The sequence below is a fragment of the Nocardiopsis sp. NPDC101807 genome (assembly GCF_044766605.1).
GTDB classification, from domain to species: Bacteria; Actinomycetota; Actinomycetes; order Streptosporangiales; family Streptosporangiaceae; genus Nocardiopsis; species Nocardiopsis tropica.
Genome location: NZ_JBIWMK010000010.1, coordinates 112799 through 137060 on the forward strand (window position 1 = coordinate 112799; position 24262 = coordinate 137060).

The following is a 24262-nucleotide window of genomic DNA, read 5'->3' on the forward strand; positions in this document are numbered from 1 at the left end:
TTGATGGGACGCGTACGCGACCTGTGGTGGCGCAAGGCCAAGCAGCCCGACGGAACGATGGCCAAGGAAAAGTCCACCCGCTACGGCAAAGGCAAACGCTACCTGGCCGTGTGGATGGACCCCAGCGGGGATGAGGTGTCCCGGGCGTTCCCTCGCAAGATCGACGCCGAGAACCACGTGGCGCTGATGGAGGCCGACCGCTTGCGCGGGTCCTACGTGGATCCCCGGGCGGGAAAGGTGTCTTTGCGGGAGTACGCCGAGACTCGATGGCTGCCCCAGCTCGTCCACGTGGCCGAGAGCACCCGGGAGACCTACGAACGGCACCTGAGGCACCGCGTCTACCCGGCCTTCGGGGGCCGCGAGGTCGGGAGTGTTACCCGGGCCGACGCCAAGTCCTTCGTGGCCAAGCTGAACGGTGACCCCGGCTTGTCAGCCAGTACGGTGCACATCGCCTTCGCGACACTGCGCATCGTCATGCAGGCCGCCGTCGATGACGAGATCATCACCGCCAACCCGTGCTCCCGGGTCAAGCTGCCCCGTCTCGGTGACCGGGTGATCGACCCCCTTCCCGTGGAAGCGGTTGGGGACATGGCCGACGCGATCACGCCGCGCTACCGCATAGCGGTCTTCCTCGGTGCGGGTGCCGGCCTTCGCCGCGGAGAGGCACTGGGACTCACGATTCCCCGGGTGGCCTTCGCCAAGCGGCACCTCGACATCCGCATGCAGGCGCAGAAGGGCAAGCTCGTCGAGCTGAAGACGAAGTACTCCCGGCGCATCGTGCCCGTGGACGACCTGGTGCTCGAAGAGATCGAACGGCACATGAAGCTGTACGAACCGGCCCCCGGGGACGTGCTGATCAGCAACACGTGGAAGACCGTGGCCAAGCCCTCGGCGTTCAACTCGGCGTGGTCCCGGGCGGTCAAGAAGGTCGGCCTGCCCGAGGGCACCCGCTTCCACGACCTGCGGCACTTCTACGCCTCGGCTCTCATCGCCGCCGGGGTGAACCCCAAGGCCATTCAGCGCCGGATGGGCCACGCCTCCATCACGGAGACCTTCGACACCTACGGGCACCTGTTCCCCGACCACGAGGAACTCGGGCGGGGGGCGATCGACCTGCTCCTGCGCTCCCCCGGCTGAGCCAGAGCCACAACTCCTTGCAAAGAAATCAACCTTGAAGGTCTATCGTCCCTCAGATTGACTAGACGAAAAGCATCATCCCCTGAAACAATACATCAAAATCGATACCAGCAAACACCCACACACTCCGGGGCGGATCTATGGGAATTGGGATCAGCATTCTAGCTCTCAGCATCTCCGTTGCCTCTTTTCTATTTAACTTCTTCTACAACAGAAGCCTCAAAAAGAGAGACCTACTCCTGAGCATGCATCAAGAGATGATAAGCACTGAAAATCAGAGAGGCCGAGGAATTCTCGTTAGGTTAGCAAAAGAGAATCGGGAGGTGACGGAACTAAACGAGGAAGAGCGAGAGGCAGTGAACCACGCCTTGGCTCAGATCGACGTCCTCGGATACTACTGCAAAATGAAGTACATCAAGGAATCCAGCGTCATTGATCTATGGCAGTCTTCCTTCAGGATGATCGAACCGAAGGCAGAAGATTTCGCAAAGATTCTGGACCAAGAGAAAGATATGAAAGTCTGGCCTCACGGCCGCAAACTCCTCGACAAGGCGAGGATGAAGCGACTCACCCGGTAATCCGGAACAGGGCCGGAACACGGTCGGCTCCCCCAACCTGCACCGCAGGCCAGAAGGCCGAAAGGAGGGGAGTCGGCCGGTAAGCCGGATTCTGTCGGTCCCCGGAGGGACCGGACGGTCATCCATCTGGGGCCGCCGTTGCCGACGACCTCGGTGCGGTCTACCCGCGAACTCGGGCGGGCCGCCCTCGAACATCCGCGCGGGAGCCCGGAGGCTCCCTTTTTGACCTTGCTCCGGGTGGGGTTTACCAAGCCGCCCGGATCACTCCGGCCGCTGGTGGTCTCTTACACCACCGTTTCACCCTTACCACCGCGAGCGGTGGCGGTCTGTTTTCTGTGGCACTGTCCCGCGGGTCGCCCCGGGTCGGTGTTACCGACCACCCTGCCCTGTGGAGTCCGGACTTTCCTCGAACCCGCGCACCCGGCGCGGTCCGCGACCGTCTGGCCGACTCCCCTCGCCCCGCATTCTACGCCCGTTCCGGGCCTCCCCGGCCCGCCCGGTCCCGGACCCGGTCCAGGTGGGCGGTGTCGTTGAGGGAGCGCACGACCATCGGCCCGTCCGAGAAGACGTCCACCTCGGTCAGGCAGGCCGTGTCCAGGTGCATCCGGTACAGCGCCGCCAACGGCGCCAGGACGGCCTGCTGCACCGTCAGCTTGATGGGGGTCACGTGCGTGACCACGAGGACGGTGCGTCCCCGGTGGCGTCCGACCAGCGCGTCGCGGGCCTTCTCGACCCGACGGGCGACCGCCGCGAAGCTCTCCCCGCCCGGCGGCCCGACCTCGGGGTCGGCCAGCCAGCGGTCGACGGCCTCGGGCGCGCGCTCACGGGCCTCCGCGAACGTCAGCCCCTCCCACGCGCCGAAGTCGGTCTCCACGAACCCCTCGTCCACCTCGACCGGCAGCCCGAGCTCCCGCGCGGCGAGGGCCGCCGTGTCCCTGGCGCGCAGCAGGGGCGAGGACACCACGGCGTCGATCGGCCGTTCGGCCAGTCGGCGCGCGGCCGCCCCGGCCTGCGCGCGGCCCTCCTCGGTGAGGGGGATGTCGCCCCGGCCCGCGAAACGCCCCTCCACCGACAGGGGCGTCTGCCCGTGCCGGAGCAGGACGAGCCGGGTCGGGGCGGTGTCGGGGGCTCCCCAGCCGGTGCTCACTGCTCGGCCTGGCCGCCCAGCCCGGATTCCTCGGTCCGCACCAGGATGCGGCGGCAGTCCTCACAGCGCACGACCTCGTCGGCGGCGTGGGCGCGGATCTCGTTGAGCTCGACCGTGCTCAGGGCGAGCTTGCAGCCGCCGCAGCGGCCGTAGCGCAGCGGCGCCGCGCCGATCCCGTCGTACTGGGCGCGCAGCTTGTCGTAGAGGGCCAGCAGGTCGGCGGGGATCTCCCCCGCCACGCGCTCGCGGTCCTGGGCGACGCGGGTACGGTCCCACTGGATCTCGGCGGCGGCGGTGTCGCGGCGGGCGACCACCGCGGTGTGCTCGGCGACGGCCTCCTCGCGCTCGGCGGTCAGGCGGGCCACCGTGGCGTTCAGCGCCTCCGCCCGCTCCATCACCTCCAGGACGACCTCCTCCAGCTCGGCCTGGCGGCGGCCCAGCGAGGCGATCTCGGACTGGAGGTTCTGCAGTTCCTTGGCGTTGGTGGTCTGGCCCGACTCCAGGCGCTTGGCGTCCCGGTCGGCGCGGCTGCGCACCTGGTCCACGTCGCTCTCGGCCTTGCGCTGCTGGCGTTCGACGTCGGAGACCTTCGTCTGCGCGGCGATCAGCTCGGTCTCGAGCCGGTCGGCGCGTTCCTTGAGCCCGGCCGCCTCGGCGATCTCCGGCAGGGTGCGGGCCCGGTGGGCCAGGACCTGGAGCTCGGAGTCCAGTTCCTGGAGGTTGAGCAGTCTGGCCTGTGCGGCGGGTTCGGCTTTCACTTGTACACGTCTCCTGGGGTGGCTGGGGAAGGCGAGAACGCCGCCCGCGCCCTACTCTGTGCGGCTCTGTGCAATTGGTGTCGGGGCCGCCCCTCGCGGGGCGGTGTGCTCTCAGACGTGTGGCAAGGCCTGTGACCAGGCGTCCGTCACCGTCGTCGAGACGCGTGTCTCCACGTTAGTCCCCCCGGGGTGCCCCGCGCGCCCGAGTGCCTCCACGAGGCGGGCCGCCCCGTCCGCGAGCCAGGGCCACTCACTGGCGAAGTGGGCGGTGTCGACCAGGGCCGGGCCGCCCGGGTTCTCCACGAACTCCGAGGCGGGGTGGTGGCGCAGGTCGGAGGTGACGAACACGTCGACCCCGGCGGCGCGGGCGGCGCCGAGCAGGGAGTCCCCCGCTCCCCCGGACACGGCGACGGTGCTCACGATGCGGTCCAGGTCGCCGGCGACGCGGACCCCGGCGGCCGTGGCGGGCAGGGCCCGGGCCACCTGGGCGGCGAAGTCGCGCAGGACGGCCGGGCGGTCCAGAGCGCCGATCCTGCCGATGCCCCGGTGGCCCTCGGGGTCGGTGGTGTCGGGGTCGAGGGGGCGCAGCGGCCCGGTGACGCCGACGGCGCGTGCGAGCGCGTCGGAGACGCCGGGCGAGGCGGTGTCCGCGTTGGTGTGCGCCGTGTACAGGGCCGTTCCGGAGCGGATCAGGCGGTGGACGACCCGTCCCTTGGGGGTGTCGGCCGCCACGCTGGTGACACCGCGCAGCATCAGCGGGTGGTGGGTGATGATCAGGTCCGCACCCCAGGTGAGGGCCTCGTCGACGACCGCCTCGACCGGGTCGACGGCGAACAGGACCTTCGCGACGTCCTGCGCCGGGTCGCCGGCCACGAGTCCGACCGCGTCCCAGGAGGCCGCCCAGTGGGGCGGATAGACCTCCTCGAAGGCGGAGATCACGTCGGACAGGCTGGGGTGCGGGGTCGAGGAGCTCACGGCCATGAGACTAGCGCTCTCCCGGCCGCCCGGCGACGCGGTCGCCGCCGTGTCCGAGGCGGGCGCCGAGCGCGCGCAGCCGGTCGGCCACCCCGGGAGGGGCGTCGAGGTCGAACTCGGCGCCGAGAGCCAGCACGGCCAGCGCGTACTGGCAGGCCAGGTCGGCGGAGTCGGTGCTGATCCTGACCAGGCACGTGTCCGGCCCCAGGGGTTCGATCCAGCCGGGGAAGGGGCCGTGGACGCGGGCGCGCAGGTCGGCGGCCGGCATCCGGACGGTGATCCGGGTGGTGTGCAGGTACGTCGCCGCGGCGAACGTCCGCAGCAGGTGGGCGGCCGGGTCGGGCGCGGGCAGCTCCCGCGGGGTGAACCGCCCGTGGGTGGCCCGGGGCCCGATGATGCGGTCGGTCCGGAAGGTGCGCCAGTCGTCGCGGTCGGTGTCGTACGCGATGAGGTACCAGTGCCCGCCGTGGGAGACCAGGTGGTGGGGCTCGACCCGGCGGGCGCGGACGGCGCCCGCCCGGTCCCGGTAGTCGAAGTCGGTGACCACGCGGTCGCGGCGGTGGGCGGCGAGCATGCCGAGCACCGACGGGTCCGCGCTCGCGGGCGCCGCGGGGTGGGCCACCGCGGACGTGGTGTCCCTGACGGCGGCCAGGCGCGGGCGCAGCCGGGCCGGCAGGACGCGTTCGAGCTTGGCCAGGGCACGCAGCGCGCTCTCCTGCACCCCGGTGACGGTGACCAGGCCGAGGGCGATGGCGACGGCCTCGTCGTCGTCCAGGAGCAGGGGCGGGAGGTCGTTCCCCGAGGCCAGGCGGTAGCCCCCCGCGACGCCCGGGGTCCCCTCCACCTGGTAGTCGAGGTCGCGGAGGCGCTCGACGTCCCGGCGCAGGGTGCGCGCGCTGACGCCGAGGCGCTCGGTGAGTTCCGCGCCGCTCCACTCCCGCCTGGCCTGCAGCAGGGACAGCAGGCGCAGCAGCCGTTGGGGCATCCCCTTGCGGACCGACTCGCTCATGGATCCAGTCTGCCGGACATCGCGGTCACGTTGTGACCGCATCGGTTCCTACGGTGGCCCTGTGGACGAGACGAAGAGGAGTGCGGGCATGCCGGAGATCGAGAACACGGGGAAGGACCGGGACCGGGCGGGCGCCGGGGGCAACCCGCCCCGCCCGGCGGACGCGTCCGCCGCACGGGCGGCGGAGTCCCTGGCGGCCCTCGTCGCCGGGCCGGTGCACGCGCCCGGGTCGGAGGGCTACGAGGCGGCCCGCACGGGGATGCAGCTGCTGGACCGCCACCTCCCGGTCGCCGTGGTGGAGGCGCGGGACGCCGGGGACGTGCGGGCGGCCGTGGCCTGGGCCGCCGGGCGGGGCCTGCGGGTCGCGGCCCAGCTGACCGGGCACGGTCTCGGCTCGGGTCTCGGCGGCGGGGAAACCGCGGCCTGCGGCGGGGCGGAGCGGGAGGAGCGCACCGCCGGGTCGGGGGGCGACCGGCCGCCGGCCGGCGTCCTCGTCGCCACCGGCCGCCTGCGCGGTGTGCGGGTGGACCCCGGCCGGGCGACGGCATGGGTCGGCGCGGGATCCACGTGGCAGGACGTCATCGACGCCGCCGCGCCGTACGGGCTGGCGCCCCTGTCGGGCAGTTCCCCGGGCGTGGGCGCGGTGTCGTACACGCTGGGCGGGGGCGTGGGACTGCTGGCCCGCCGGTACGGGTTCGCCGCCGACCACGTGAAGCGGCTCGACATGGTGACGGCCGACGGGCGGCTGCGCGAGGTGACGGAGGAGGCCGAACCCGAGCTGTTCTGGGCCGTGCGCGGCGGAGGCGGCGCGTTCGGCGTGGTCACCGGGATGGAGATCGGCCTGTTCCCGGTCGCGCGGCTCTACGGGGGCAGCCTGTACTTCGACGCGACCGCCGAGCCGGGTGTCCTGGACGCGTGGCGGCGGTGGGCGGAGACGACCCCGGAGGAGCTGACGTCGGGGGCCTCGATGCTGGCGTACCCCGACTTCCCGGGCGTCCCGGGGGCGATGCGGGGCCGCCTGGTCGTCCAGGTGTCGGTGGCCTGGTCGGGCCCGCCCGAGGAGGGGCCCGACCTGGTGGAGCCCCTGCGCTCGGCCGGCCCGGTGCTGGCCGACACCCTGGGGGAGCTCCCGTACGCCGATTCGGGCGCCGTCTTCGACGAGCACGACGACCAGGCCGGGTATCGGGGCCGCAGCGTCCTGGTCGACGGGCTGGACGCGGAGTCGCTGGGCGCCCTGACCCGGCTGGCCGCGACCGCTCCGTCGATGTGCGTGGTCTGGCTGCGGCACCTGGGCGGCGCCCTGGCCCGCGAGCCGGGGAGCGCGAACGCGGTGGGGCACAGGGACGCCGCCTACGCCCTGACGGTGCTGACGTTCGCCGACGGGGAGGACACCGGGGAGTCGGAGGCCCTGCGCGAGCGGGCGGCGGGGCTGGTCTCCGACCGGGCGGTGGGGCGCTCGTCCACCCTGGGCTTCGGACCGATGGACGGGGCGGCGGTGCGCGAGGTGTTCGATCCCGGGGCCTACGCGAGGCTGACCGGGGTGAAGGCCGAGTTCGATCCGGACGGGGTGTTCCACTCCAACCGCCCGATCCCGCCGCGCGGCTGACGGGCCCTCCGGGGGCGGCGCCGGCACGACGCGCGGGCCCCGGCCCGCGATGAACGCGCACCCACGGCCGGTCGCGGCGCCGGGCCCGCCGCAGGCATCAGGACCACCGCGGGGCGGTGCCGCGGGCCCGGAAACCCGGCCGGCCCCGGGGCCCGGTGTGAGCACCGGCACGGACGGTCCGCGCCCGGAGCCCCGTAGGCTTGTCCGTCGATGAGCAACAGTGAGCAGCGGCGACCCGCGTCCCCGGTCGGAGCCCACGTCCCGGTGGCCGGCGGCATGGCCGACAAGGGGCTGGCCTACGCCGAGCAGATCGGCGCCGAGACGGTCCAGGTGTTCGTGTCCAACCCGCGCGGGTGGGCGACCAACGGCGGCGACCCCGGACAGGACGCCCGGATGCGCGAGCGCACCGACCTGCCGAAGTTCGTGCACGCCCCCTACCTGATCAACCTGGGCACCCCCGGGGACGAGACGGCCGGGAAGTCGGTCGCCTCCCTGGAGCACGCGCTGCGGCGCTCCTCGCAGATCGGCGCCCTGGGCGTGGTGGTGCACACCGGCTCGGCGGTGTCCGGCGGACGCGAGGCGGGTCTGGCCCGCACCCGGGAACGGCTCATGCCGCTGCTGGAGAGGGTCGGCGAGGACGTCCCCCCGGTCCTGCTGGAGCCGATGGCCGGCCAGGGCCAGGTCCTGTGCGCCACCGTCGACGACCTCACGGCCTACTTCGAGGCCCTGGAGTGGCACCCGCGCGTGGGCGTGTGCCTGGACACGGCGCACCTGTTCGCGGCCGGGCACGACATCTCGACGGTGGAGGGCATGCGCGCGGCGCTGGACCGCTTCGGCGAGGTCGTCGGCGCCGACCGCCTGAAGGTCGTGCACTGCAACGACTCCAAGGCGCCCTGCGGGAGCAACAAGGACCGGCACGAGAACATCGGCGCCGGGCACATCGGCGCCGAGCCGTTCGGGGAGCTGTTCCGGCACCCGGTCACGGCGGGCGTCCCGCTCATCCTGGAGACCCCCGGCCCCGCCGACCCGCACGCCGCCGACGTGGCCACGCTGAAGAGGCTGCGCGAGGGCGCCTGAGGCCCCTCCCGGCGCCGGCCCCCGGTTCCGGACCGGCTCCCCCGGGCGCCCCGGCGCTCGGGTGCGTCCCGCCGTGCCCGGAGCCGTCGGCCTCCGCCTCGTCGCACGCGCGTGCGGCGTCGGCGACGGCGCGGCGCGCGTGGAGGACCGCGACGGCCATCACCAGGCCTCCGGCCACGAACGGCAGCGCCAGGTCGGTCCGTCCCAGGAGCCCGCCCAGGAACGCGCCCACCGGGGACAGGCCCCAGCCCACGGTGCGAAAGACCGTGGACGCGCGACCGCGCACGTGGGCGGGGACGACCACCTGGAAGTAGGGGGACCCCGCGATGTTGCTCGCGGCCAGGCAGAACCCCAGGAACGCCCAGGCGGGCAGGGCCACGAGGGCGTGCGGCGACAGGCCCATGGCGATCGCGGCGGCCGCCACCCCCAGGTAGCCCGCCGTCATCACGGCCCGGCGTCCCAGGGCGGTGACCAGACGCGCGGCCAGGGCGGACCCGAGGAGCCCGCCGACGGCGATCCCGCCGACGAACAGGCCGTACAGCGCCGCCGGGACGCCGAGTTCGTCCCGCGCGAACAGGACCAGGACGGCCATGCCCATCTGGATGCCGATCATCATCCCGGCGTTGGCGACCATGAGCCTGCGCAGCACGTAGTGGCCGAAGACGTAGCGGAACCCGTCGGCGAGGTCCTCCACCGCGCTCCGCGGCGGGGCCCCGCCCCCCGGTCCGGCTCCGGCGGCGTCCTCCGCCCCGGGCACAGGTCCGCTCCTGCGCAGGAGCAGCGCCAGGCCCAGCACGAGGACGGCGCACAGCACGTAGGCCCCCGCCGCCCCGGCCACCGGGGCCACGGCGGCGACGGCGAACAGCAGGCCGCCCACGGGGGACCCCAGGCAGTCCTGGACGACGAGGCGGCCGCCCTCCATCCTGCCGTTGGCGCGGTCGAGCCGGTCCCTGGCGACCACACGGGTGACCAGCAGTCGGCTCGCGGGGTCGGTCACCGTCTCGCAGCTCATGACCAGGAACATCGCCGCGTACAGCACCCGGAGGTCGGCCTGTCCCGCCGCGACCGCGACGGCGAGGCCGGCGACGGTCACGGCCGAGACGGCGGTGGACACGGCCATGGCGCGCAGCCGGTCGACCCGGTCGAGCAGCACCCCGGCGAAGGGGCCCAGGAGCAGCCAGGGCAGGTAGCGGGCGACGAGGAGCCCCGACACGGCGAGCGGGTCGTGGGTGAGGGTGGCGGCGATGAGCGGCAGGACGGTGGCCAGCACGCCGTCGCCGAGGTTGGTGGCGACGGTGGCGGCCCAGAAGCGGTGGAAGGGCCCGCCCAGGGGGGCGGGGCGGCGGGGGGAGGGGGCCGCTCCCCCGCTGGGAGAAACGGAGTCGGCGGGCCCGGGGGGCCCGCCGGGGGCCCCGGGCGCCGCGGGGGCGGGATTCCCGGCGGGGGCGGTCTCCCCGTACCGGGGTTCGGGCGGCGTGCTCACGGGGTTCCTCCAGTTCGGGGGGTACGGAGGGCGCGGGGCGGGTCCCGGGTCAGGACCCCCCGGCGGCGTCCTCCCCCCGGTCCCGGGGCCCGGCGGGGCCCGCGGGGGGCGCCTGGCGCCCGCCGCCCGGGAGGCGGGGGAAGAGGCTCGTCTGGAGCTCGACGTTCTCGGTGTCCGGATGGCTCTCGGACGTGCGCCCCTGGTACCGCGCCGCGAAGGCCCCGAGGAAGTCCGTGAGGGCCCGGCCGAACTCGCGGCTCTCCTCCGGGGTCATCCGCACGGTGGTGACCGAGTCGAAGGCCGCGTCCTTCCAGCGGCGCACGTCGGCCGACTGCTCGGTTCGCCAGACGTTCGCGGTCCACTCCCTGAACCGCGCCTCCCTCTCCTGGTAGTAGCGGCCCAGGACCGTCTCCGCGACCGTGCGGGTCTCGGGGTCGCCGAGGAACTCGTGGCCGCGCATCCTCCAGCCGCCGGGCCGGATCCGCCACCACCGTTCGCGGCCCCCGGACCGGCCGGGCTCGGCCTCGATGAACCCGTACCGGGACAGCTGCCGCAGGTGGTAGCTGGTCGATCCGCTGCTCTCCCCCAGCCGTCGGCCGAGGATGGTGGCGGTGGCCGGGCCGTCGGACGTGAGCTCGTCGAGGAGGCGCGCGCGCAGCGGGTGGGCCAGGCCGCGCAGGGCCTGCGCGTCGATCTGCATCGACGGCGGGGCCCCGGGGGTCCGCGGTCGCTCGTGGTCGTCGCTGTCGTTCATCCCCCCACCCTAAGGCAAAAGCACCTTTGCAAACGTCATTCTGCAAAGCCTTCTTGGCAGCGGTCCTCAGGGGCGGGACCGACCGTCCGCACGGCCGCCCGAGCGCTCCGGCCCGTCCTCGGCGGCCAGACCCGCGACGGCCTCGTCGCACAGGCGTGCGCCCTCCGCGATCGCCTTGCGGAAGGCGACGACCCCGCCCACCATGACCACGCCGCCGACGAGGCACGGCAGGACGAGGTCGATCCGGCCGAGGAACCCGCCCAGGAGCGCGCCGAGCGGGGCCAGCCCCCAGCCGACGGTACGGAAGACCGCCGAGACCCGGCCCCGCAGCCGGTCGGGGACCACGGTCTGGAAGAAGAGCGAACCGGCGACGTTCGAGGCCGTCATGCAGAACCCCAGCAGCCCCCAGGCCGCCCCGGCGATCCACACCTGGGGAAACAGGCCCATCAGCACCAGGCACACGCCCATTCCGGCGTACCCGCCCACCATGACGGCGCGGCGGCCGGCCGCGGCGGTGAGCCGCGCCACCGCCAGCGAGCCGGCCACACCTCCGACCGCGACGGCGGCCAGGAAGACCCCGTAGAGCGCGGGGACCACCCCCAGCTCGCGCTGGACGTAGAGCACCATCACGGCGGAGCCCGTCTGCATGCCGATCATCGTCGCGGCGTTGTTGAACATCAGGCCGCGCATCACACGGTGTCCGAGGACGTGGCCGAACCCCTCCCCGAGCGAGCGCAGGACACCCCGGACGCCCTGGCCGTCCCCGCCGGCCCCCGCGCCCGCTCCGTGCGCGGCGACGGGGGTCGGGGCGCGGCGCAGCAGGACCGCGACGGTCGCGGCGAGGACACCGCACAGGGCGTAGGACAGGGCGGCGCCCGCCACCGGCAGCACGGCGGCGACCGCGAAGAGCACACCCGCCACCGGTTTGGCCACGCAGTCCTGCGCGACCAGCCGGGAACCCTCCAGGCGGCCGTTGGCCCGGTCGAGGAGCTTCCCCGGCACGACCCCGGCCACCGTGATCCGGGTGGCCGGGTCGGTGACGGTCTCGCAGCAGACCACCAGGAACAGGGCCGCGTACAGGAACCCGACCGAGGCGTTGCCCGAGGCGATCACCAGGGCGAGCAGGGCGACCGCCGCGGCGGCGGTCCCGTTGGCCACGGCCATGGCCCGGACCCGGTCGACCCTGTCCAGCAGCACACCGGCGAGGGGCGCGACCAGCAGCCAGGGCAGGAAGCGGGCGGCTGCCAGCCCCGCGACGGCAAGGGGGTCGTGGGTGAGGGTCGCGGCGACGAGGGGGAGGGCGGTGGCGAGCATCCCGTCGCCGAGGTTGGTGAGGGCGCCGGCGGCCCAGAGCCGGTGGAAGGCCGCGCCGAAGCGGGGGCCCGGGGCCGTGGCGGGCGGGGAGGGCGTGGTGGCCATGGGGGCTCCTGTGGGTCGGGGTGCCTCCACCGTAAGCCAAAGTTTTCTTTGCAAAGAGCTACATGCAAAGGAAACTTTGTAGATACGGAGCGCATCCGTCCCCGCGGACGAACGATCCCCCACCGTTCCTCGCCCGCTCGGCGCCCATGGGCGACAATGGACGCGTGCCCCGTACACGGGCGGGTCGAGGAGAGGAGATGTCGCCGGATGGAACCGGTCTCCATGGTCATCGGAGCGACGATCGCGCTCGGCGGTTTCCTCTTCGGCCGCCTGATGACCCAAAGGCAGTCGAGGACCGCCCTGGAACAGCGGCGCAGGCAGGAGCAGGCCCGCGTCATGAGCGGCCCGCAGAACCCGCAGCCCCTCTGCGGCTGCGGCCACCACCTGGTCTTCCACGACCAGGAGACCAAGAGGTGCCAGACCCAGGTGGTCATCCCCGGCCGCTGGACGGGGCAGGCCAGCTCGACCTATCGGCAGTGCATGTGCCAGGGGTACCGCGGCCCCCTCCCCCTCGACGAGTACTACGCCCCCGACTACCTCAACGGGACCGACGGCTGACCCGCCCGGCCCCGCCCCCGCGGCGGGGCCGGGCCGCCCTGCGGCGGCGTCCCCTCGCGGCCCGCCGGCCACCGCCTCCCCGGCGGAGCCGGTCCACCGCCACCCTCCGTGAGCGCACGCGTCCCCGACCGCAAAGACGCCGCCCGCGCCGCGGCCTCCGTGCCCTCCCCTTCGGGCGACCGCCCCCGGCTCCGGCCCGCGACGCGCCCGCGGCCGCCCGCGCCGGGCCCCCGCCGGAGGGCCCGGCCCCCGCCACCCCGCCGCCCGGGGCCCGCAGCGGGAACGCCCCGGCGGGAAACCGGCCACCGCCCGTGCCCGCGCCCCGTCGCCGCGGGACACGACCACCGCCGCAGTGCGGGAACCTGGGACGTGGGAACGCACCGGGATGACAATGTCCTCCCCCACCACGAGAATGTCCCCGCACCGAACAGCCAGAGAGTGGACGTTAAGACAGTGACGACCCCTGTGACACCCACGATCGACCAGCGCATCGCCGAAGAACTCGGCGTGGGCGCACACCAGGTCACCGCCGCCGTCGAACTCCTCGACAGCGGATCGACCGTGCCCTTCATCGCGCGTTACCGCAAGGAGGTCACCGGCGCGCTGGACGACGCCCAGCTGCGCGCCCTCGAGGAGCGCCTGCGCTACCTGCGGGAGCTGGCCGAGCGACGGACCGCGATCCTGGAGTCGATCCGCAGCCAGGGCAAACTGGACGACGAGCTGGAGGCGCGCATCAACGCGGCCGACTCCAAGGCCCGTCTGGAGGACATCTACCTCCCCTACAAGCCCAAGCGCCGGACCAAGGCGCAGATCGCACGCGAGGCGGGGCTCGAACCCCTGGCCGAGGGGCTGCTGGGCGACCCCGGGCAGGACCCCCAGGAGGCCGCCGCCGCCTTCGTCGACCCGGACCGCGAGGTGGCCGACGCCAAGGCCGCGCTGGACGGCGCCCGCGCCATCCTGGTCGAGCGCTTCGCCGAGGACGCCGACCTCACCGGGGTCCTGCGCGAGCGGCTGTGGGAGAAGGGGCGCCTGGGATCGGCCGTGCGCGAGGGCAAGGAGGAGGCCGGCGCCAAGTTCGCCGACTACTTCGACTTCTCCGAGCCGCTCACCAAGCTGCCCTCCCACCGGGTCCTGGCCATGTACCGGGGCGAGAAGGAGGAGGTGCTCACCCTCACCCTGGAGCCCGAGGAGCCCCCGGCCGCGAACGCCGACGGCACGACGCCCCGCAGCACCTACGAGAACGCCATCGCCCACCACTTCGGGATCGTGGACCGGGGCCGCCCCGCCGACCGGTGGCTCCAGGACACCGTCCGCTGGGCGTGGCGCACGCGCATCCTGGTACGCCTGGACATCGACGTGCGGATGCGGCTGTGGCAGCAGGCCGAGGACGACGGCGTCAACGTGTTCGCCGCCAACCTGCGCGACCTCCTGCTCGCCGCCCCGGCCGGCAGCCGCTCCACCCTGGGCCTGGACCCCGGCCTGCGCACCGGTGTGAAGGTCGCGGTCACCGACGCCACCGGCAAGGTGGTCGCCACCGACACGATCTTCCCGCACGCGCCCCGCCGCGACTGGGACGCCTCCCTCGCCGCCCTGGCCAGGCTGTGCGCGGCGCACGGCGTCGAGCTGATCGCCATCGGCAACGGCACCGCCTCGCGCGAGACCGACAAGCTCGCCGCCGACCTGCTCCGCCTCCACCCCGAGCTCGGGCTCACCAAGGTGATGGTGTCGGAGGCCGGGGCGTCCGTGTACTCGGCCTCGGCCTACGCCTCCGAGGAGCTGCCCGACCTGGACGTGTCGCTGCGCGGCGCCGCCTCCATCGCCCGCCGCCTCCAGGACCCGCTGGCGGAGCTGGTCAAGATCGACCCCAAGTCGATCGGGGTGGGCCAGTACCAGCACGACCTGGCCGAGGCCAAGCTGTCGCGCTCCCTGGACGCCGTGGTCGAGAACTGCGTCAACGGCGTGGGCGTGGACGTCAACACCGCGTCCGTGCCCCTGCTCACCCGCGTCTCCGGCGTGACCTCGACCCTGGCGCGCAACATCGTCTCCCACAGGGACGCCAACGGCCCGTTCCGGAGCCGGGACGCCCTGCGGTCCGTGCCGCGTCTGGGCCCCAAGGCGTTCGAGCAGTGCGCGGGCTTCCTGCGCGTGCCCGGGGGCGACGACCCCCTGGACACCTCGGCCGTGCACCCCGAGGCCTACCCGGTGGTGCGGCGCATCCTGGACCGCGTGGGGACGGACCTGCCGACGCTGATCGGCAACAAGGCGGTCCTGTCCGGGGTGCGCCCCGAGGAGTTCGTGGACGACACCTTCGGCCTGCCGACGGTCACCGACATCCTCGCCGAGCTGGAGAAGCCGGGCCGCGACCCGCGCCCGGCCTTCACCACCGCCGCCTTCAAGGAGGGCGTGGAGAAGCTGTCGGACCTGGAGCAGGGCATGGTCCTGGAGGGCGTGGTCACCAACGTCGCCGCCTTCGGCGCGTTCGTGGACGTGGGCGTGCACCAGGACGGCCTGGTCCACGTGTCGGCGCTCTCGAACAAGTTCGTCGAGGACCCGCGCGAGGTGGTCAAGCCGGGTGACATCGTGAAGGTCAAGGTGCAGGACGTCGACATCCCGCGCAAGCGCATCTCGCTGACCATGCGCCTGGACGACCAGGCTCCGGCCCCGGGCCGGCGCGAGGAGCGGGGCGGCCGGGGCGGGGACCGCCGTGGCGGCGGGAACGGCAACCGCGGCGGAGCCCCGAAGGCCGGCGGCGGCCGGCGGAACGGCGGAGGGGGCCGCGGCCAGGACGACCGCAACGCCCCCGCGCCCCAGGGGGCGATGGCCGACGCGCTGCGCCGCGCCGGCCTGGGCAAGTAGCGCAAGGCCCCGGCGCCGCGGGGGCGGCGCCCCGGCCGGTCGTTCGGGGGAGGGACCCGCACGGGCCCCTCCCCCGCGCTTTCCGTACCGCCCCGGTCCGCGCCCGCCGCCCGGCCCGGGGGCCGGGCGACCCGTCCGGCTCCGAACCGGGCGTGCCCTCGGGCGGGCGGTACGCGGGCCCCGACGCGGTGCCGGGACGGGGCGGGGTCGCTCAGCCGCTCGCGCCGCGGACCCGGTCGCTCAGGGCGCGGAGCAGGTCCTCGGCCACCGGGAGCGCCCGCAGCTCCTCCGGGCCGGGAAGGCGGTCGTCGGTCCCGTCCCCGAGCTCGCGGACCTCGTTGTGCAGGCGCTCCATGGTGACGTCGAGCCGGTTGGCGGTCTCCGCCGCCTCCCGCAGCTCGTCGAGCAGGTCCCGGGGCACGTCCTTGGCGTACTTGTAGTAGATCTTGTGCTCCAGGCTCGCCCAGAAGTCCATCGCGATCGTCCGGATCTGGATCTCCACCGGGACCTGCTCGGTGCGGTCGGACATCCGCACCGGCGTCTCGACCAGCAGGTGCAGGCTGCGGTACCCGTTGGGCTTGGGCGCCTCGACGTAGTCCTTGACCTCCGTCACCCGGATGTCCTCGTGCCCGGCCAGCATGTCCCGGATCGTGTACACGTCGGAGACGAAGCTGCAGGTGATGCGGATGCCGGCGATGTCCAGGACGGTGGCCCGGATGTCCCCCAGGTCCAGCGAGCAGTTCCGGCGGCGCGCCTTCTCCATGATGCTGGCGGGCGACTTCAGCCGCGAGCTGACGTGCTCGATCGGGTTGTGGTCGTGGACGTAGCGGAACTCCTCGTTGAGGATGTTCACCTTGGCCATCGTGGTGTCGATGGCGAACTTGTACGACATCAGGAAGCGGGCCACGTCGTCGCGCGCCTCCGACAACGCCTCGGACACGTCGTCCCCCACCATCGGCCACCCCCCGTGTCCCCGTAGCCTCATGCTAGCGCCAGGGTCACAGTGGGCACGGGGCGGCCGGACCCTCCTACCTGGGTGTGAGGGGGACCTCCGCCCAGAGCGCGCGCAGGGGCTCCGCGTCCGCGGAGCGGAGCGCGTCCTCGACGTCCCACACCTTCACGGCGGTGGCTCCGGCGGTCACGGCGGGCCACCCCGGGTCCCCCGTGGCGGCGAAGTCGCGCCAGGCCGCCACCATGCGCGCGGACAGGGCCGTGTGGGCGTCGGTGGGCTTGCCGTCGAGGAGGAACAGCGCGAGGTCCGTGTCCAGGTTGCCGAACGCGAACGGCAGGTCCAGCACGTGGCAGGCTCCCAGGCGCCCGTCCAGCGCGGGGCTCTCGAAGGCCAGGCGGAAGAGGTGCGCGCGGCCCCCGGCGGCGGCGTGCGCCTCGGCGAGGCGCACCGTGTACTCGCCGAACACGGCGTCGCCCTGGATGGCGGCGTACAGCAGGCGCAGGGAGGCCCCTGGGTCCGCCGCCCGGTAGGCGGCGACCGCGCCCTCCCCGAGCCCCAGGCGGTCCGCCGTCAGCTCGAGGGCCGACTCGCCGTCGATCTCCACGCTCTGCCCCAGTTCGGTGAAGAGCCGGTACTCGTGGGCGTTGTGGCCGGTGAGCAGGTCCACCCCGGCCGCCGCCCCGGCGGCGACCGCCTCCAGCGGGGGCAGGGGCAGCTCGGGACCTCCGACGACGGGCGCGAAGCAGGTGAAGGGCTTGGCGCGCACGCCGTCGGAGGGGGCGGGCAGGCCGGACAGCACGGCGTCGACGGCCTCCAGCACCGCCTCCGGCGCAAGCGCGGCGAGGGCGTCGGCGTCCAGGGGCACCCCGGCGGCCCCGGCCACGCGCTCGGAGACGGAACGGGCGGTGTCCGCGGTGACCATGTCGCCGGGGACGCTGTGCGCGATCGCCCGGCGGAAGAGCCCCTCGGCGGCGGGGGAGGCCATGAGGCACACCACGGACCCGGCTCCGGCCGACTCCCCCGCGACCGTGACGTTGCCCGGGTCGCCGCCGAAGGCCGCGACGTTGTCGCGCACCCAGCGCAGCGCGGCCGCCTGGTCGAGCAGGCCCCGGTTGTCGGGGCGGCCCGGCACGTGGCCGAAGCCCTCGAAGCCGACCCGGTAGTTGACGCCGACGACCACGAGGCCGCTCTCCGCCAGCCGTGTGCCGTCGTAGGCGGCCTCGGAGGAGGCCCCGACGATGTAAGCGCCGCCGTGGATCCACACGAGGACGGGCGCGCGGTCGCCCTCGCGCGCGGCGGACCACACGGTGAGCGAGAGGCAGTCCAGGGACGTCCCCGCGTTCCAGGGCGCGGCGCCGAGGAGCTGGGCGCCCTGCGGGGGCGGCGGGCCGAAGGCGGTGCAGTCGCGTACGCCGTCCCAGCCGGGTGCGGGGGCGGGCGCCGAGAACCGGAGGTCGCCGAACGGCGCCGCGGCGTAGGGGATGCCGCGGTGGACGGTGACCCCGCCGTTCTCGGATCGCTGGGAGACTGCGCCCCGGACCCGTCCGGCCCTCGTCCTCACTGTGTGCTCGGCGTCCACGTGCGTCCTTCCCTCGGTTCACGACACCCCCACCTAACAACGTTAGGTATAGGCGCGCAAGCCCCCCGGCCCCTCCGCACCGGGGCGCACCGGGCACGCGCGCCGCACCGGCCCGGAACGCGGCGCCCCCGCGACCCCGGCGGGCCGGACGCGCCGCGCGCACGGCGGCCGGTAACATACCATCCGGTCGGTACGAACGCACGAAGGAAGGGTCCCCATGCGCGCCATCCAGATCACCGAGTTCGGCGGCCCCGAGGTCCTCGAACTCGCGGAACTGCCCGACCCCGAGCCCGGCCCCGGCGAGGTGCTCGTCGACGTCACCCGCTCGGGCGTCAACTACGCCGACACCCACCAGGCGGAGAACAGCTACCTGTCGCCCGCGGCCCTCCCCCTCGTGCCCGGCATGGAGATCGCCGGCCTCACCCCGGACGGCCACAGGGTCGTCGCCCTGTCCTCCAGCGGCGGCTACGCCGAGCGGGCCACCGCGGCCCCGGGCATGAGCTTCGAGATCCCCGACGAGGTGACCGACGACGACGCCCTCGCCCTGGTCGTCCAGGGCGCCACCGCGTGGGTCCTGTTGAGCAAGACGGCACGGCTGGACCCCGGCGAGTCGGTCGTGGTGCACGCGGCGGGCGGGGGCGTGGGCACGCTCGCCGTCCAGCTCGCCAAGCGGTTCGGCGCCGGGCGGGTCGTCGCGGTGGCGAGCAGCGGGGAGAAGCGCGATCTGGCACTGCAGCTGGGCGCGGACGCCGTCGTGGACTCCTCCGCGCCGGACATGACCGAGGCCCTGATCGAGGCCAACGGCGGACGCCGGGTGGACGTCGTACTGGACATGGTCGGCGGCCGGGTGACGGACGAGAGCGTGCGGGCCCTCGCCCCGTTCGGCCGCCTGGCGTTCTACGGGATGGCCTCCCGCGAGCTGCCCAGCCCGGTCCAGCCGGCCAACCTGATGAAGTACTCCACCACGGTGGGCGGCATGTGGCTGCCCCACGTGTGGCGGCTGCCCGGCGAGGTCATGGGAACGGCGATGGCGGAGCTCTTCTCCCTGGTGGCCGCCGGGAGCCTGAAGCCGGTGCTCGGCGGGACCTATCCGCTCGCGGAGGCCCGCCAAGCGCACGAGGCGCTGCGGTCCAGGGGCACGATCGGCAAGCTCACCCTCGATCCCCTCGTGTGATCCCCCGGCCCGACGGAGGCAGGACAGCGCCTTTACGGTGTAGATTCATCCGTTCGGTCGGACCCTGCGCGTTCGGCCGCCGCCGCGGCGGACCCCGGGGGGCCGCCGGCCCCGCGGGGCCGGCGCCCGCGCCCCCGGCCGGGCTACTCGGACGGGGACCGGTAGACCAGGTCTGCGTACTCGCGGTGCCGCTGGATCCAGCCCTTGACGAAGGGGCACAGCGGCAGGACGGCCAGGCCCCGGGACCGCACGTCGTCCAGCGCGCCGCGGACCAGGGCGCCGCCCAGGCCCCGCCCCTCGAAGGCGGGGTCGATCTCGGTGTGCGTGAAGGTGACCAGCTCGCCGGTGAGGATGTACTCGGCGTACCCGGCGGCCTCGCCGTCGGCGGTGATCTCGTATCGGCGCCGGTCCGGTCTGTCGACGACGTCGGTTGTCATGGGGAGTCCTCTGTTCGCGGCTCGGAGGCGGGGGACGGTGGCCCGCACCGCCATTGTCCCGCTTCCGCGCCGCTCGCGCCCCTTGCGGCACGCACCTCCGGGGACATAGAGTCTCCGTTGCATACCGACCAGTCGGTTTAAGGAGAACGTGATGACTTCCCGGTTCAGCGGCCGGACCGCCATCGTCACCGGCGCGAGCCGCGGCATCGGCCTGGCCATCGCCCGGCGGCTCGTCGACGAGGGCGCGCGCGTGTGCGTCACCGCGCGCAAGCCCCAACCCCTCCAGGAGGCCGTCGAGTCCCTGGGCGGGCCCGGGCACGCCATCGGCGTCCCCGGGCGGGCGGACGACCCTCGCAACCAGGACGAGGCCGTCGCCGCGACCCTGGAGGCCTTCGGCAGTGTCGACATGTTCGTCAACAACACCGGCATCAACCCGGTGTACGGGCGGATGGTGGATCTGGACCTGGACGCCGCCCGCAAGATCTTCGAGGTCAACGCCCTGTCCGCGATCTCGTGGGTGCAGAAGGCGTACAAGGCCTGGATGTCCGAGCACGGAGGGGCGATCGTCAACGTCTCCTCGGTCGCCGGACTCAAACCGGCCCCCGGCATCGGCTTCTACGGGGCCACCAAGGCGATGCTCCTGCACATCACCGAGGAGCTCGCCGTCGAACTCGGCCCCGGCGTCCGTGTGAACGGGGTCGCCCCGGCGGTGGTCAAGACCAGATTCGCCGCCGCCCTGTACGAGGGACGCGAGGAGAAGCTCGCCGCCGAGTACCCCCTGGGCCGCCTCGGCGTGCCCGAGGACGTCGCGGGCGCGGTCGCGTTCCTGCTCTCGGACGACGCCTCCTGGGTCACCGGCCGCACGCTCGTCCTCGACGGCGGCGTCACCCTGACCGGGGGCGTGTGACATGGACCTGACCGACAGCGGGGCGGTCGTCACCGGCGCGGGCAACGGCATCGGCGCCGCCCTCGCGCGCAGGCTGGCCGGGGCCGGGGCGCGCGTGGTGGTCAACGACCTCGACGCGGGCGCGGCCGAGGCCGTGGCCGCGGAGATCGGCGGGGTCGCCGTCCCGGGCGACGCCGCGAGCGAGGCGGGCGTGACCGCGCTCATCGCCGAGGCCGGGGCCCACCTGGGCGCCATCGACCTGTACGCCGCCAACGCGGGGGTGGGGGCGGCCGGCGGCCCCGAGGCCCCCGAGCAGGACTGGGACCTGGCCTGGCAGGTCAACGTCATGGCGCACGTGCGCGCCGCACGGGAGCTGCTGCCCGGCTGGCTGGAGCGGGGCAGCGGACGGTTCCTGTCCACCGTCTCGGCGGCGGGCCTGCTCACGATGCTGGGAAGCGCGCCGTACTCGGTGACCAAGCACGCCGCCCTGTCCTTCGGCGAATGGCTGTCGGCCACCTACGGGGACCGCGGGATCACCGTCCAGTGCGTCTGCCCGCTCGGGGTGCGCACCAACCTGCTGGAGGCCTCCGGGGACACCGGCAAGGCCATCCTGGCGGCGGAGGCCATCACCCCGGAGGAGGTCGCGGACGCCGTGATGGCCGGCCTGGCCGACGGGCGGTTCCTGATCCTGCCCCACCCCCGGGTCGCCGACCACTACGCCGCCAGGGCGAACGACACCGACCGCTGGCTCGCGGGGATGCGCCGCCTCCAGGCCAAGGTCTTCGAGGGGAACGCATGAGCGACGAGCGAACCGACCTGCCGGGGCTGGACCTGGACCGCCTGCACGCCCACCTGGACGCCGCGCGGCCGGGACTGGTCGCCGGGCCGCTGCGCGGAAGGGTGGTCGCGGGGGGCAAGTCCAACCTGACCTACGTGGTCGGCGACGGGACCGGCGAGTGGGTCGTGCGCCGGCCCCCGCTCGGGCACGTGCTGGCGACCGCCCACGACATGTCCCGTGAGTACCGGGTGATGACCGCGCTGCGGGACACCGCGGTACCGGTCCCCCGCACCCACCTCCTGTGCGAGGACCCCGAGGTGCTGGGCGCGCCCTTCTACGTCATGGAGTACGTGGGGGGCACGCCCTTCCGGACCCGGGACGAGATCGCCCCGCTCGGGCCGGGCGCGGCCCGAAGGGTCGCCGAGGAGCTCATCGCCACCCTCGGCGCGCTGCACGCGGTGGTGCCCGAGGAGGTCGGGCTGGGCGCCTTCGGCCGCCCGGAGGGGTTCCTGGAACGCCAGGTGCGCAGGTGGGGCAAGCAGTTGGACGCCTCACGCAGCCGGGACGTCCCGGGGATCGACGAACTGCGCGCGAGGCTCGCCGCGTCCCTCCCCGAGCAGTCGGCCCCCGCCGTCGTGCACGGCGACTACCGGCTCGACAACGTGCTGGCGACCCCGGAGGGGCGCATCACCGCGGTGCTGGACTGGGAGATGGCCACGCTCGGCGACCCGCTCGTGGACCTGGGCCTGATGCTCGTCTACCAGCGGCAGCCCGTCGGGATCGGCGGGGCCCCGGCGACGTCCGCCGAGGGGTTCCCCCCGCCGGAGGAGCTGGTGGCGATGTACGCGGCCACCACCGGCCGGGACGTGTCCCGGCTCGCGTGGTACGTGGCCCTGGGCTGCTTCAAGCTGGCGGTCATCGCCGAGGGCATCCACTTCCGGCACGGCAAGGGACTGACCGTCGGCGCGGGCTTCGACCGGATCGGCGACGTGGTCGCCCCCCTGGTCGAGCGCGCCCACACGATGCTCGAGGAGGACTGATGGACTTCGCCTACGACGAGGCGACCGAGGAGCTTCGCCAGAGGCTGCTGGCCTTCATGGACGAACACGTCTACCCGGCCGAGGCGGTGCTGGAGGAACAGCTCGCCGCGCGGGAGGACCGGTGGTCGACCGCTCCGGTGGTGCGCGAGCTCCAGGCGCGGGCGCGCGAACAGGGGCTGTGGAACCTGTTCCTGGCCGGGCACCCGGAGCACGGCGGGCTGGACAACCTGCGGTACGCCCCGCTGGCCGAGATCACCGGCCGCAGCCCGAGGCTGGCGCCCGCGGCGCTCAACTGCGCGGCGCCCGACACCGGGAACATGGAGGTGCTGACGATGTTCGGCACCCCCGAGCAGAAGAAGCGCTGGCTGGAGCCCCTGCTGGCCGCGGACATCCGCTCGGCGTTCGCGATGACCGAGCCGGAGGTGGCCTCCTCCGACGCCACCAACATCACCACCGGCATCGTCCGTGACGGTGACGAGTACGTGGTCAACGGGCGCAAGTGGTTCATCACCGGCGCGCTCAACCCCGAGTGCGCGGTCTTCATCGTGATGGGCAAGACCGACCCCGACGCCGACCGGCACCGCCAGCAGAGCATGGTGCTGGTGCCGCGCGACACCCCCGGGCTGACGGTGCGGCGCGGCATGTCCGTGTACGGCTTCGACGACGGCGACCACGGAGGCCACGCGGAGGTCCTGTTCGAGGACGTGCGGGTGCCCGTGGAGAACCTCGTCGGCGGGGAGGGCGAGGGGTTCGCCATCGCCCAGGCCCGGCTGGGCCCCGGCCGCATCCACCACTGCATGCGGCTCATCGGCATGGCCGAGCGGGCCCTGGAGCTCACCTGCCGGCGCGTGCTGGACCGGGTGGCGTTCGGGCGGCCCCTGGCGGAGCAGGGCGTGGTCCGCGAGTGGATCGCCGAGGCGCGCGTGTCGATCGAGCAGCTGCGGCTGCTGGTGCTCAAGACCGCCTACCTGATGGACACGGTCGGCAACCGCGGCGCGCACACCGAGATCCAGGCGATCAAGATCGCCACCCCGCGCACGGTGGAGTGGATCATGGACAAGGCGATCCAGGCGCACGGGGCCGCCGGGGTGAGCCAGGACCTGCCGCTGGCCGGCTGGATGGCGGGCGTGCGCTCCCTGCGGCTGGCCGACGGCCCCGACGAGGTGCACCTGCGCTCGCTGGGCCGGGCCGAGCTGCGCAAGTACCGCTAGCGCGACCGGCGCCCGGGACGACACGTCCCGGGCGCCCGCGGGGTCGCCCGGGGCGCCGCGGCCGGGTTCGCGGGGAACGGGCCGACCCGCCGCGGGCTCCCGGCGCCCCCGGGTTCCGGGGGGACCGCGGGCCGAGGCGGAGCCGAGGCCCTCGACAGGCACGGCCCGGGCGCCGGCGGGGTCCCGGAGGCGCCGCGGGCTCCCCCGCCGTCGGACTCCTGCCCCGGCGTCCTCAGGACGCCGGGCGCAGCCCCGCGACGAGCAGGTCGGCGAAGTGGCGGCCGACGTCCTCGCCGGTCAGCGGACCGCCCGGGTGGTACCAGGTGCTCAGGTGGTGGACCGACCCGAAGAAGTAGTTGACCACCAGGTCCGCGGAGACGTCGTCGCGGAAGACGCCCTCGCGCTGCCCCTGGGCCACCATGTCGCGGAAGACCTCGTGGTAGCGGCGCCGTTCGGCGCGCACGGCGCGCTGCTTCTCCTCGCTGAGCTGGTGCATGGAGCGGAAGAAGATGACGGTGTCGTCCAGGTTGGCGACGCTGGTGACGATGACGTCGGCCGCGGCCGCGTGGACGCGTTCGGCCACCGGCGCCTCCCGCCCGGCGATCCGGACCAGGTGCTCGGTCTGCATGCGCAGGACCCGGGCGTAGACCTCGTAGAGGAGGTCGTCCTTGGACCCGAAGTAGTGGTACATCGCCCCCTTGGTGACGCCCGCGGCGAGGACCACCTCCTGGACGGAGGTCCCCTCGTAGCCCCGCTCGGCGAACAGCCTGGTCGCCGCCCCCAGCAGCCTCTCGGGGACGGATCCGGCGCCCGTTCCCGGGTCGGTCGCCTGCTGTACTCGCGCCATG

Annotated in this window: 22 protein-coding genes and 1 other RNA gene; 11 read left to right on the plus strand and 12 right to left on the minus strand. The window is 73.9% G+C overall.

Features of this window, described 5'->3' with window-relative positions; genetic code table 11:
* Window positions 1-3 precede the first annotated feature (3 nt).
* Window positions 4-1137, plus strand: a complete 1134-nt coding sequence (locus ACIRPH_RS27075) for a tyrosine-type recombinase/integrase (protein WP_402919271.1) — start codon at window positions 4-6, stop codon at window positions 1135-1137.
* A gap of 140 nt (window positions 1138-1277) precedes the next feature.
* Entirely contained in the window at window positions 1278-1715 is a 438-nt protein-coding gene (locus tag ACIRPH_RS27080) for a hypothetical protein (RefSeq protein ID WP_402919273.1), read from the plus strand.
* 64 nt (window positions 1716-1779) lie between these two features.
* Here ACIRPH_RS27080 and rnpB read toward each other — a convergent pair.
* The 5 genes from rnpB to ACIRPH_RS27105 all read right to left on the minus strand — a co-directional run bounded on the left by rnpB (window position 1780) and on the right by ACIRPH_RS27105 (window position 5604).
* Window positions 1780-2167, minus strand: an RNA gene (rnpB, locus tag ACIRPH_RS27085) — RNase P RNA component class A.
* A gap of 14 nt (window positions 2168-2181) precedes the next feature.
* Complete coding sequence (locus ACIRPH_RS27090; RefSeq protein ID WP_402919275.1) at window positions 2182-2862, minus strand: histidine phosphatase family protein; 681 nt, start codon at window positions 2860-2862, stop codon at window positions 2182-2184.
* Window positions 2859-3620 (minus strand): zinc ribbon domain-containing protein, encoded by a 762-nt coding sequence (locus tag ACIRPH_RS27095; RefSeq protein WP_402919277.1) that lies wholly within the window; start codon window positions 3618-3620, stop codon window positions 2859-2861. The genes ACIRPH_RS27090 and ACIRPH_RS27095 overlap by 4 nt, the downstream gene beginning before the upstream one ends.
* Window positions 3621-3731: 111 nt before the next feature.
* The gene (locus tag ACIRPH_RS27100; RefSeq protein WP_402919279.1) at window positions 3732-4601 is read right to left on the minus strand and encodes a Nif3-like dinuclear metal center hexameric protein; all 870 of its coding nucleotides are present in this window, start codon (window positions 4599-4601) and stop codon (window positions 3732-3734) included.
* Between the two features lie 4 nt (window positions 4602-4605).
* Window positions 4606-5604 (minus strand): helix-turn-helix transcriptional regulator, encoded by a 999-nt coding sequence (locus ACIRPH_RS27105; RefSeq protein WP_402919281.1) that lies wholly within the window; start codon window positions 5602-5604, stop codon window positions 4606-4608.
* Between the two features lie 88 nt (window positions 5605-5692).
* Here ACIRPH_RS27105 and ACIRPH_RS27110 point away from each other — a divergent pair, with 88 nt between their 5' ends.
* Both ACIRPH_RS27110 and ACIRPH_RS27115 read left to right on the plus strand, forming a co-directional pair.
* Window positions 5693-7210, plus strand: coding sequence for an FAD-binding oxidoreductase (locus ACIRPH_RS27110; protein ID WP_402919282.1), 1518 nt, complete (start codon window positions 5693-5695; stop codon window positions 7208-7210).
* Window positions 7211-7420: 210 nt separating this feature from the next.
* Complete coding sequence (locus ACIRPH_RS27115; RefSeq protein ID WP_402919283.1) at window positions 7421-8287, plus strand: deoxyribonuclease IV; 867 nt, start codon at window positions 7421-7423, stop codon at window positions 8285-8287.
* On the opposite strand, the gene ACIRPH_RS27120 is transcribed toward ACIRPH_RS27115, so the two are convergent.
* The 3 genes from ACIRPH_RS27120 to ACIRPH_RS27130 form a co-directional block, all read right to left on the minus strand.
* Window positions 8208-9770 carry an MFS transporter gene (locus ACIRPH_RS27120; protein WP_402919285.1) on the minus strand — a complete coding sequence of 521 codons (1563 nt, stop codon included), beginning with the start codon at window positions 9768-9770 and terminating at the stop codon, window positions 8208-8210. The two genes, ACIRPH_RS27115 and ACIRPH_RS27120, sit on opposite strands and share 80 nt — an antisense overlap.
* Before the next feature lie 49 nt (window positions 9771-9819).
* Window positions 9820-10524, minus strand: a complete 705-nt coding sequence (locus tag ACIRPH_RS27125; protein WP_402919287.1) for an ArsR/SmtB family transcription factor — start codon at window positions 10522-10524, stop codon at window positions 9820-9822.
* Between the two features lie 66 nt (window positions 10525-10590).
* On the minus strand, window positions 10591-11943 hold the full coding sequence (locus ACIRPH_RS27130; RefSeq protein ID WP_402919289.1) for an MFS transporter: 1353 nt from the start codon (window positions 11941-11943) through the stop codon (window positions 10591-10593).
* Between the two features lie 207 nt (window positions 11944-12150).
* Between ACIRPH_RS27130 and ACIRPH_RS27135 the strand changes: the two genes are divergently transcribed.
* Together ACIRPH_RS27135 and ACIRPH_RS27140 are read left to right on the plus strand one after the other, a co-directional pair.
* The gene (locus ACIRPH_RS27135; RefSeq protein WP_402919291.1) at window positions 12151-12501 is read left to right on the plus strand and encodes a hypothetical protein; all 351 of its coding nucleotides are present in this window, start codon (window positions 12151-12153) and stop codon (window positions 12499-12501) included.
* Window positions 12502-12966: 465 nt separating this feature from the next.
* Window positions 12967-15357 carry a Tex family protein gene (locus ACIRPH_RS27140; protein ID WP_402919293.1) on the plus strand — a complete coding sequence of 797 codons (2391 nt, stop codon included), beginning with the start codon at window positions 12967-12969 and terminating at the stop codon, window positions 15355-15357.
* Between the two features lie 211 nt (window positions 15358-15568).
* Here the strand turns inward: ACIRPH_RS27140 and ACIRPH_RS27145 are convergent, their stop codons facing one another.
* Together ACIRPH_RS27145 and ACIRPH_RS27150 are read right to left on the minus strand one after the other, a co-directional pair.
* The gene (locus ACIRPH_RS27145) at window positions 15569-16249 is read right to left on the minus strand and encodes a GTP pyrophosphokinase family protein (protein WP_402919564.1); all 681 of its coding nucleotides are present in this window, start codon (window positions 16247-16249) and stop codon (window positions 15569-15571) included.
* A 136-nt stretch (window positions 16250-16385) separates the two neighbouring features.
* Window positions 16386-17888 (minus strand): carboxylesterase/lipase family protein, encoded by a 1503-nt coding sequence (locus ACIRPH_RS27150; RefSeq protein WP_402919295.1) that lies wholly within the window; start codon window positions 17886-17888, stop codon window positions 16386-16388.
* 217 nt (window positions 17889-18105) lie between these two features.
* On the opposite strand from ACIRPH_RS27150, the gene ACIRPH_RS27155 reads away from it, so the two are divergent.
* Window positions 18106-19062 (plus strand): zinc-binding alcohol dehydrogenase family protein, encoded by a 957-nt coding sequence (locus ACIRPH_RS27155; protein WP_402919297.1) that lies wholly within the window; start codon window positions 18106-18108, stop codon window positions 19060-19062.
* Between the two features lie 143 nt (window positions 19063-19205).
* Here ACIRPH_RS27155 and ACIRPH_RS27160 read toward each other — a convergent pair whose 3' ends face one another.
* Window positions 19206-19499: a GNAT family N-acetyltransferase gene (locus ACIRPH_RS27160; protein WP_402919298.1), complete on the minus strand. Its 294-nt coding sequence runs from the start codon at window positions 19497-19499 to the stop codon at window positions 19206-19208.
* 151 nt (window positions 19500-19650) lie between these two features.
* Between ACIRPH_RS27160 and ACIRPH_RS27165 the strand changes: the two genes are divergently transcribed.
* The 4 genes from ACIRPH_RS27165 to ACIRPH_RS27180 are packed head-to-tail and all read left to right on the plus strand — an operon-like array spanning window position 19651 to window position 23414.
* Window positions 19651-20406 carry an SDR family oxidoreductase gene (locus ACIRPH_RS27165; protein WP_402919300.1) on the plus strand — a complete coding sequence of 252 codons (756 nt, stop codon included), beginning with the start codon at window positions 19651-19653 and terminating at the stop codon, window positions 20404-20406.
* Window position 20407: 1 nt separating this feature from the next.
* A complete protein-coding gene (locus tag ACIRPH_RS27170) occupies window positions 20408-21184 on the plus strand; it encodes an SDR family oxidoreductase (protein WP_402919302.1) in 777 nt (258 codons plus the stop codon).
* Entirely contained in the window at window positions 21181-22203 is a 1023-nt protein-coding gene (locus ACIRPH_RS27175) for a phosphotransferase family protein (RefSeq protein WP_402919304.1), read from the plus strand. The genes ACIRPH_RS27170 and ACIRPH_RS27175 overlap by 4 nt, the downstream gene beginning before the upstream one ends.
* Window positions 22203-23414, plus strand: coding sequence for an acyl-CoA dehydrogenase family protein (locus ACIRPH_RS27180; RefSeq protein WP_402919306.1), 1212 nt, complete (start codon window positions 22203-22205; stop codon window positions 23412-23414). The genes ACIRPH_RS27175 and ACIRPH_RS27180 overlap by 1 nt, the downstream gene beginning before the upstream one ends.
* Before the next feature lie 232 nt (window positions 23415-23646).
* Here the strand turns inward: ACIRPH_RS27180 and ACIRPH_RS27185 are convergent, their stop codons facing one another.
* Window positions 23647-24261 carry a TetR/AcrR family transcriptional regulator gene (locus ACIRPH_RS27185; protein WP_402919308.1) on the minus strand — a complete coding sequence of 205 codons (615 nt, stop codon included), beginning with the start codon at window positions 24259-24261 and terminating at the stop codon, window positions 23647-23649.
* Window position 24262: the final 1 nt, after the last annotated feature.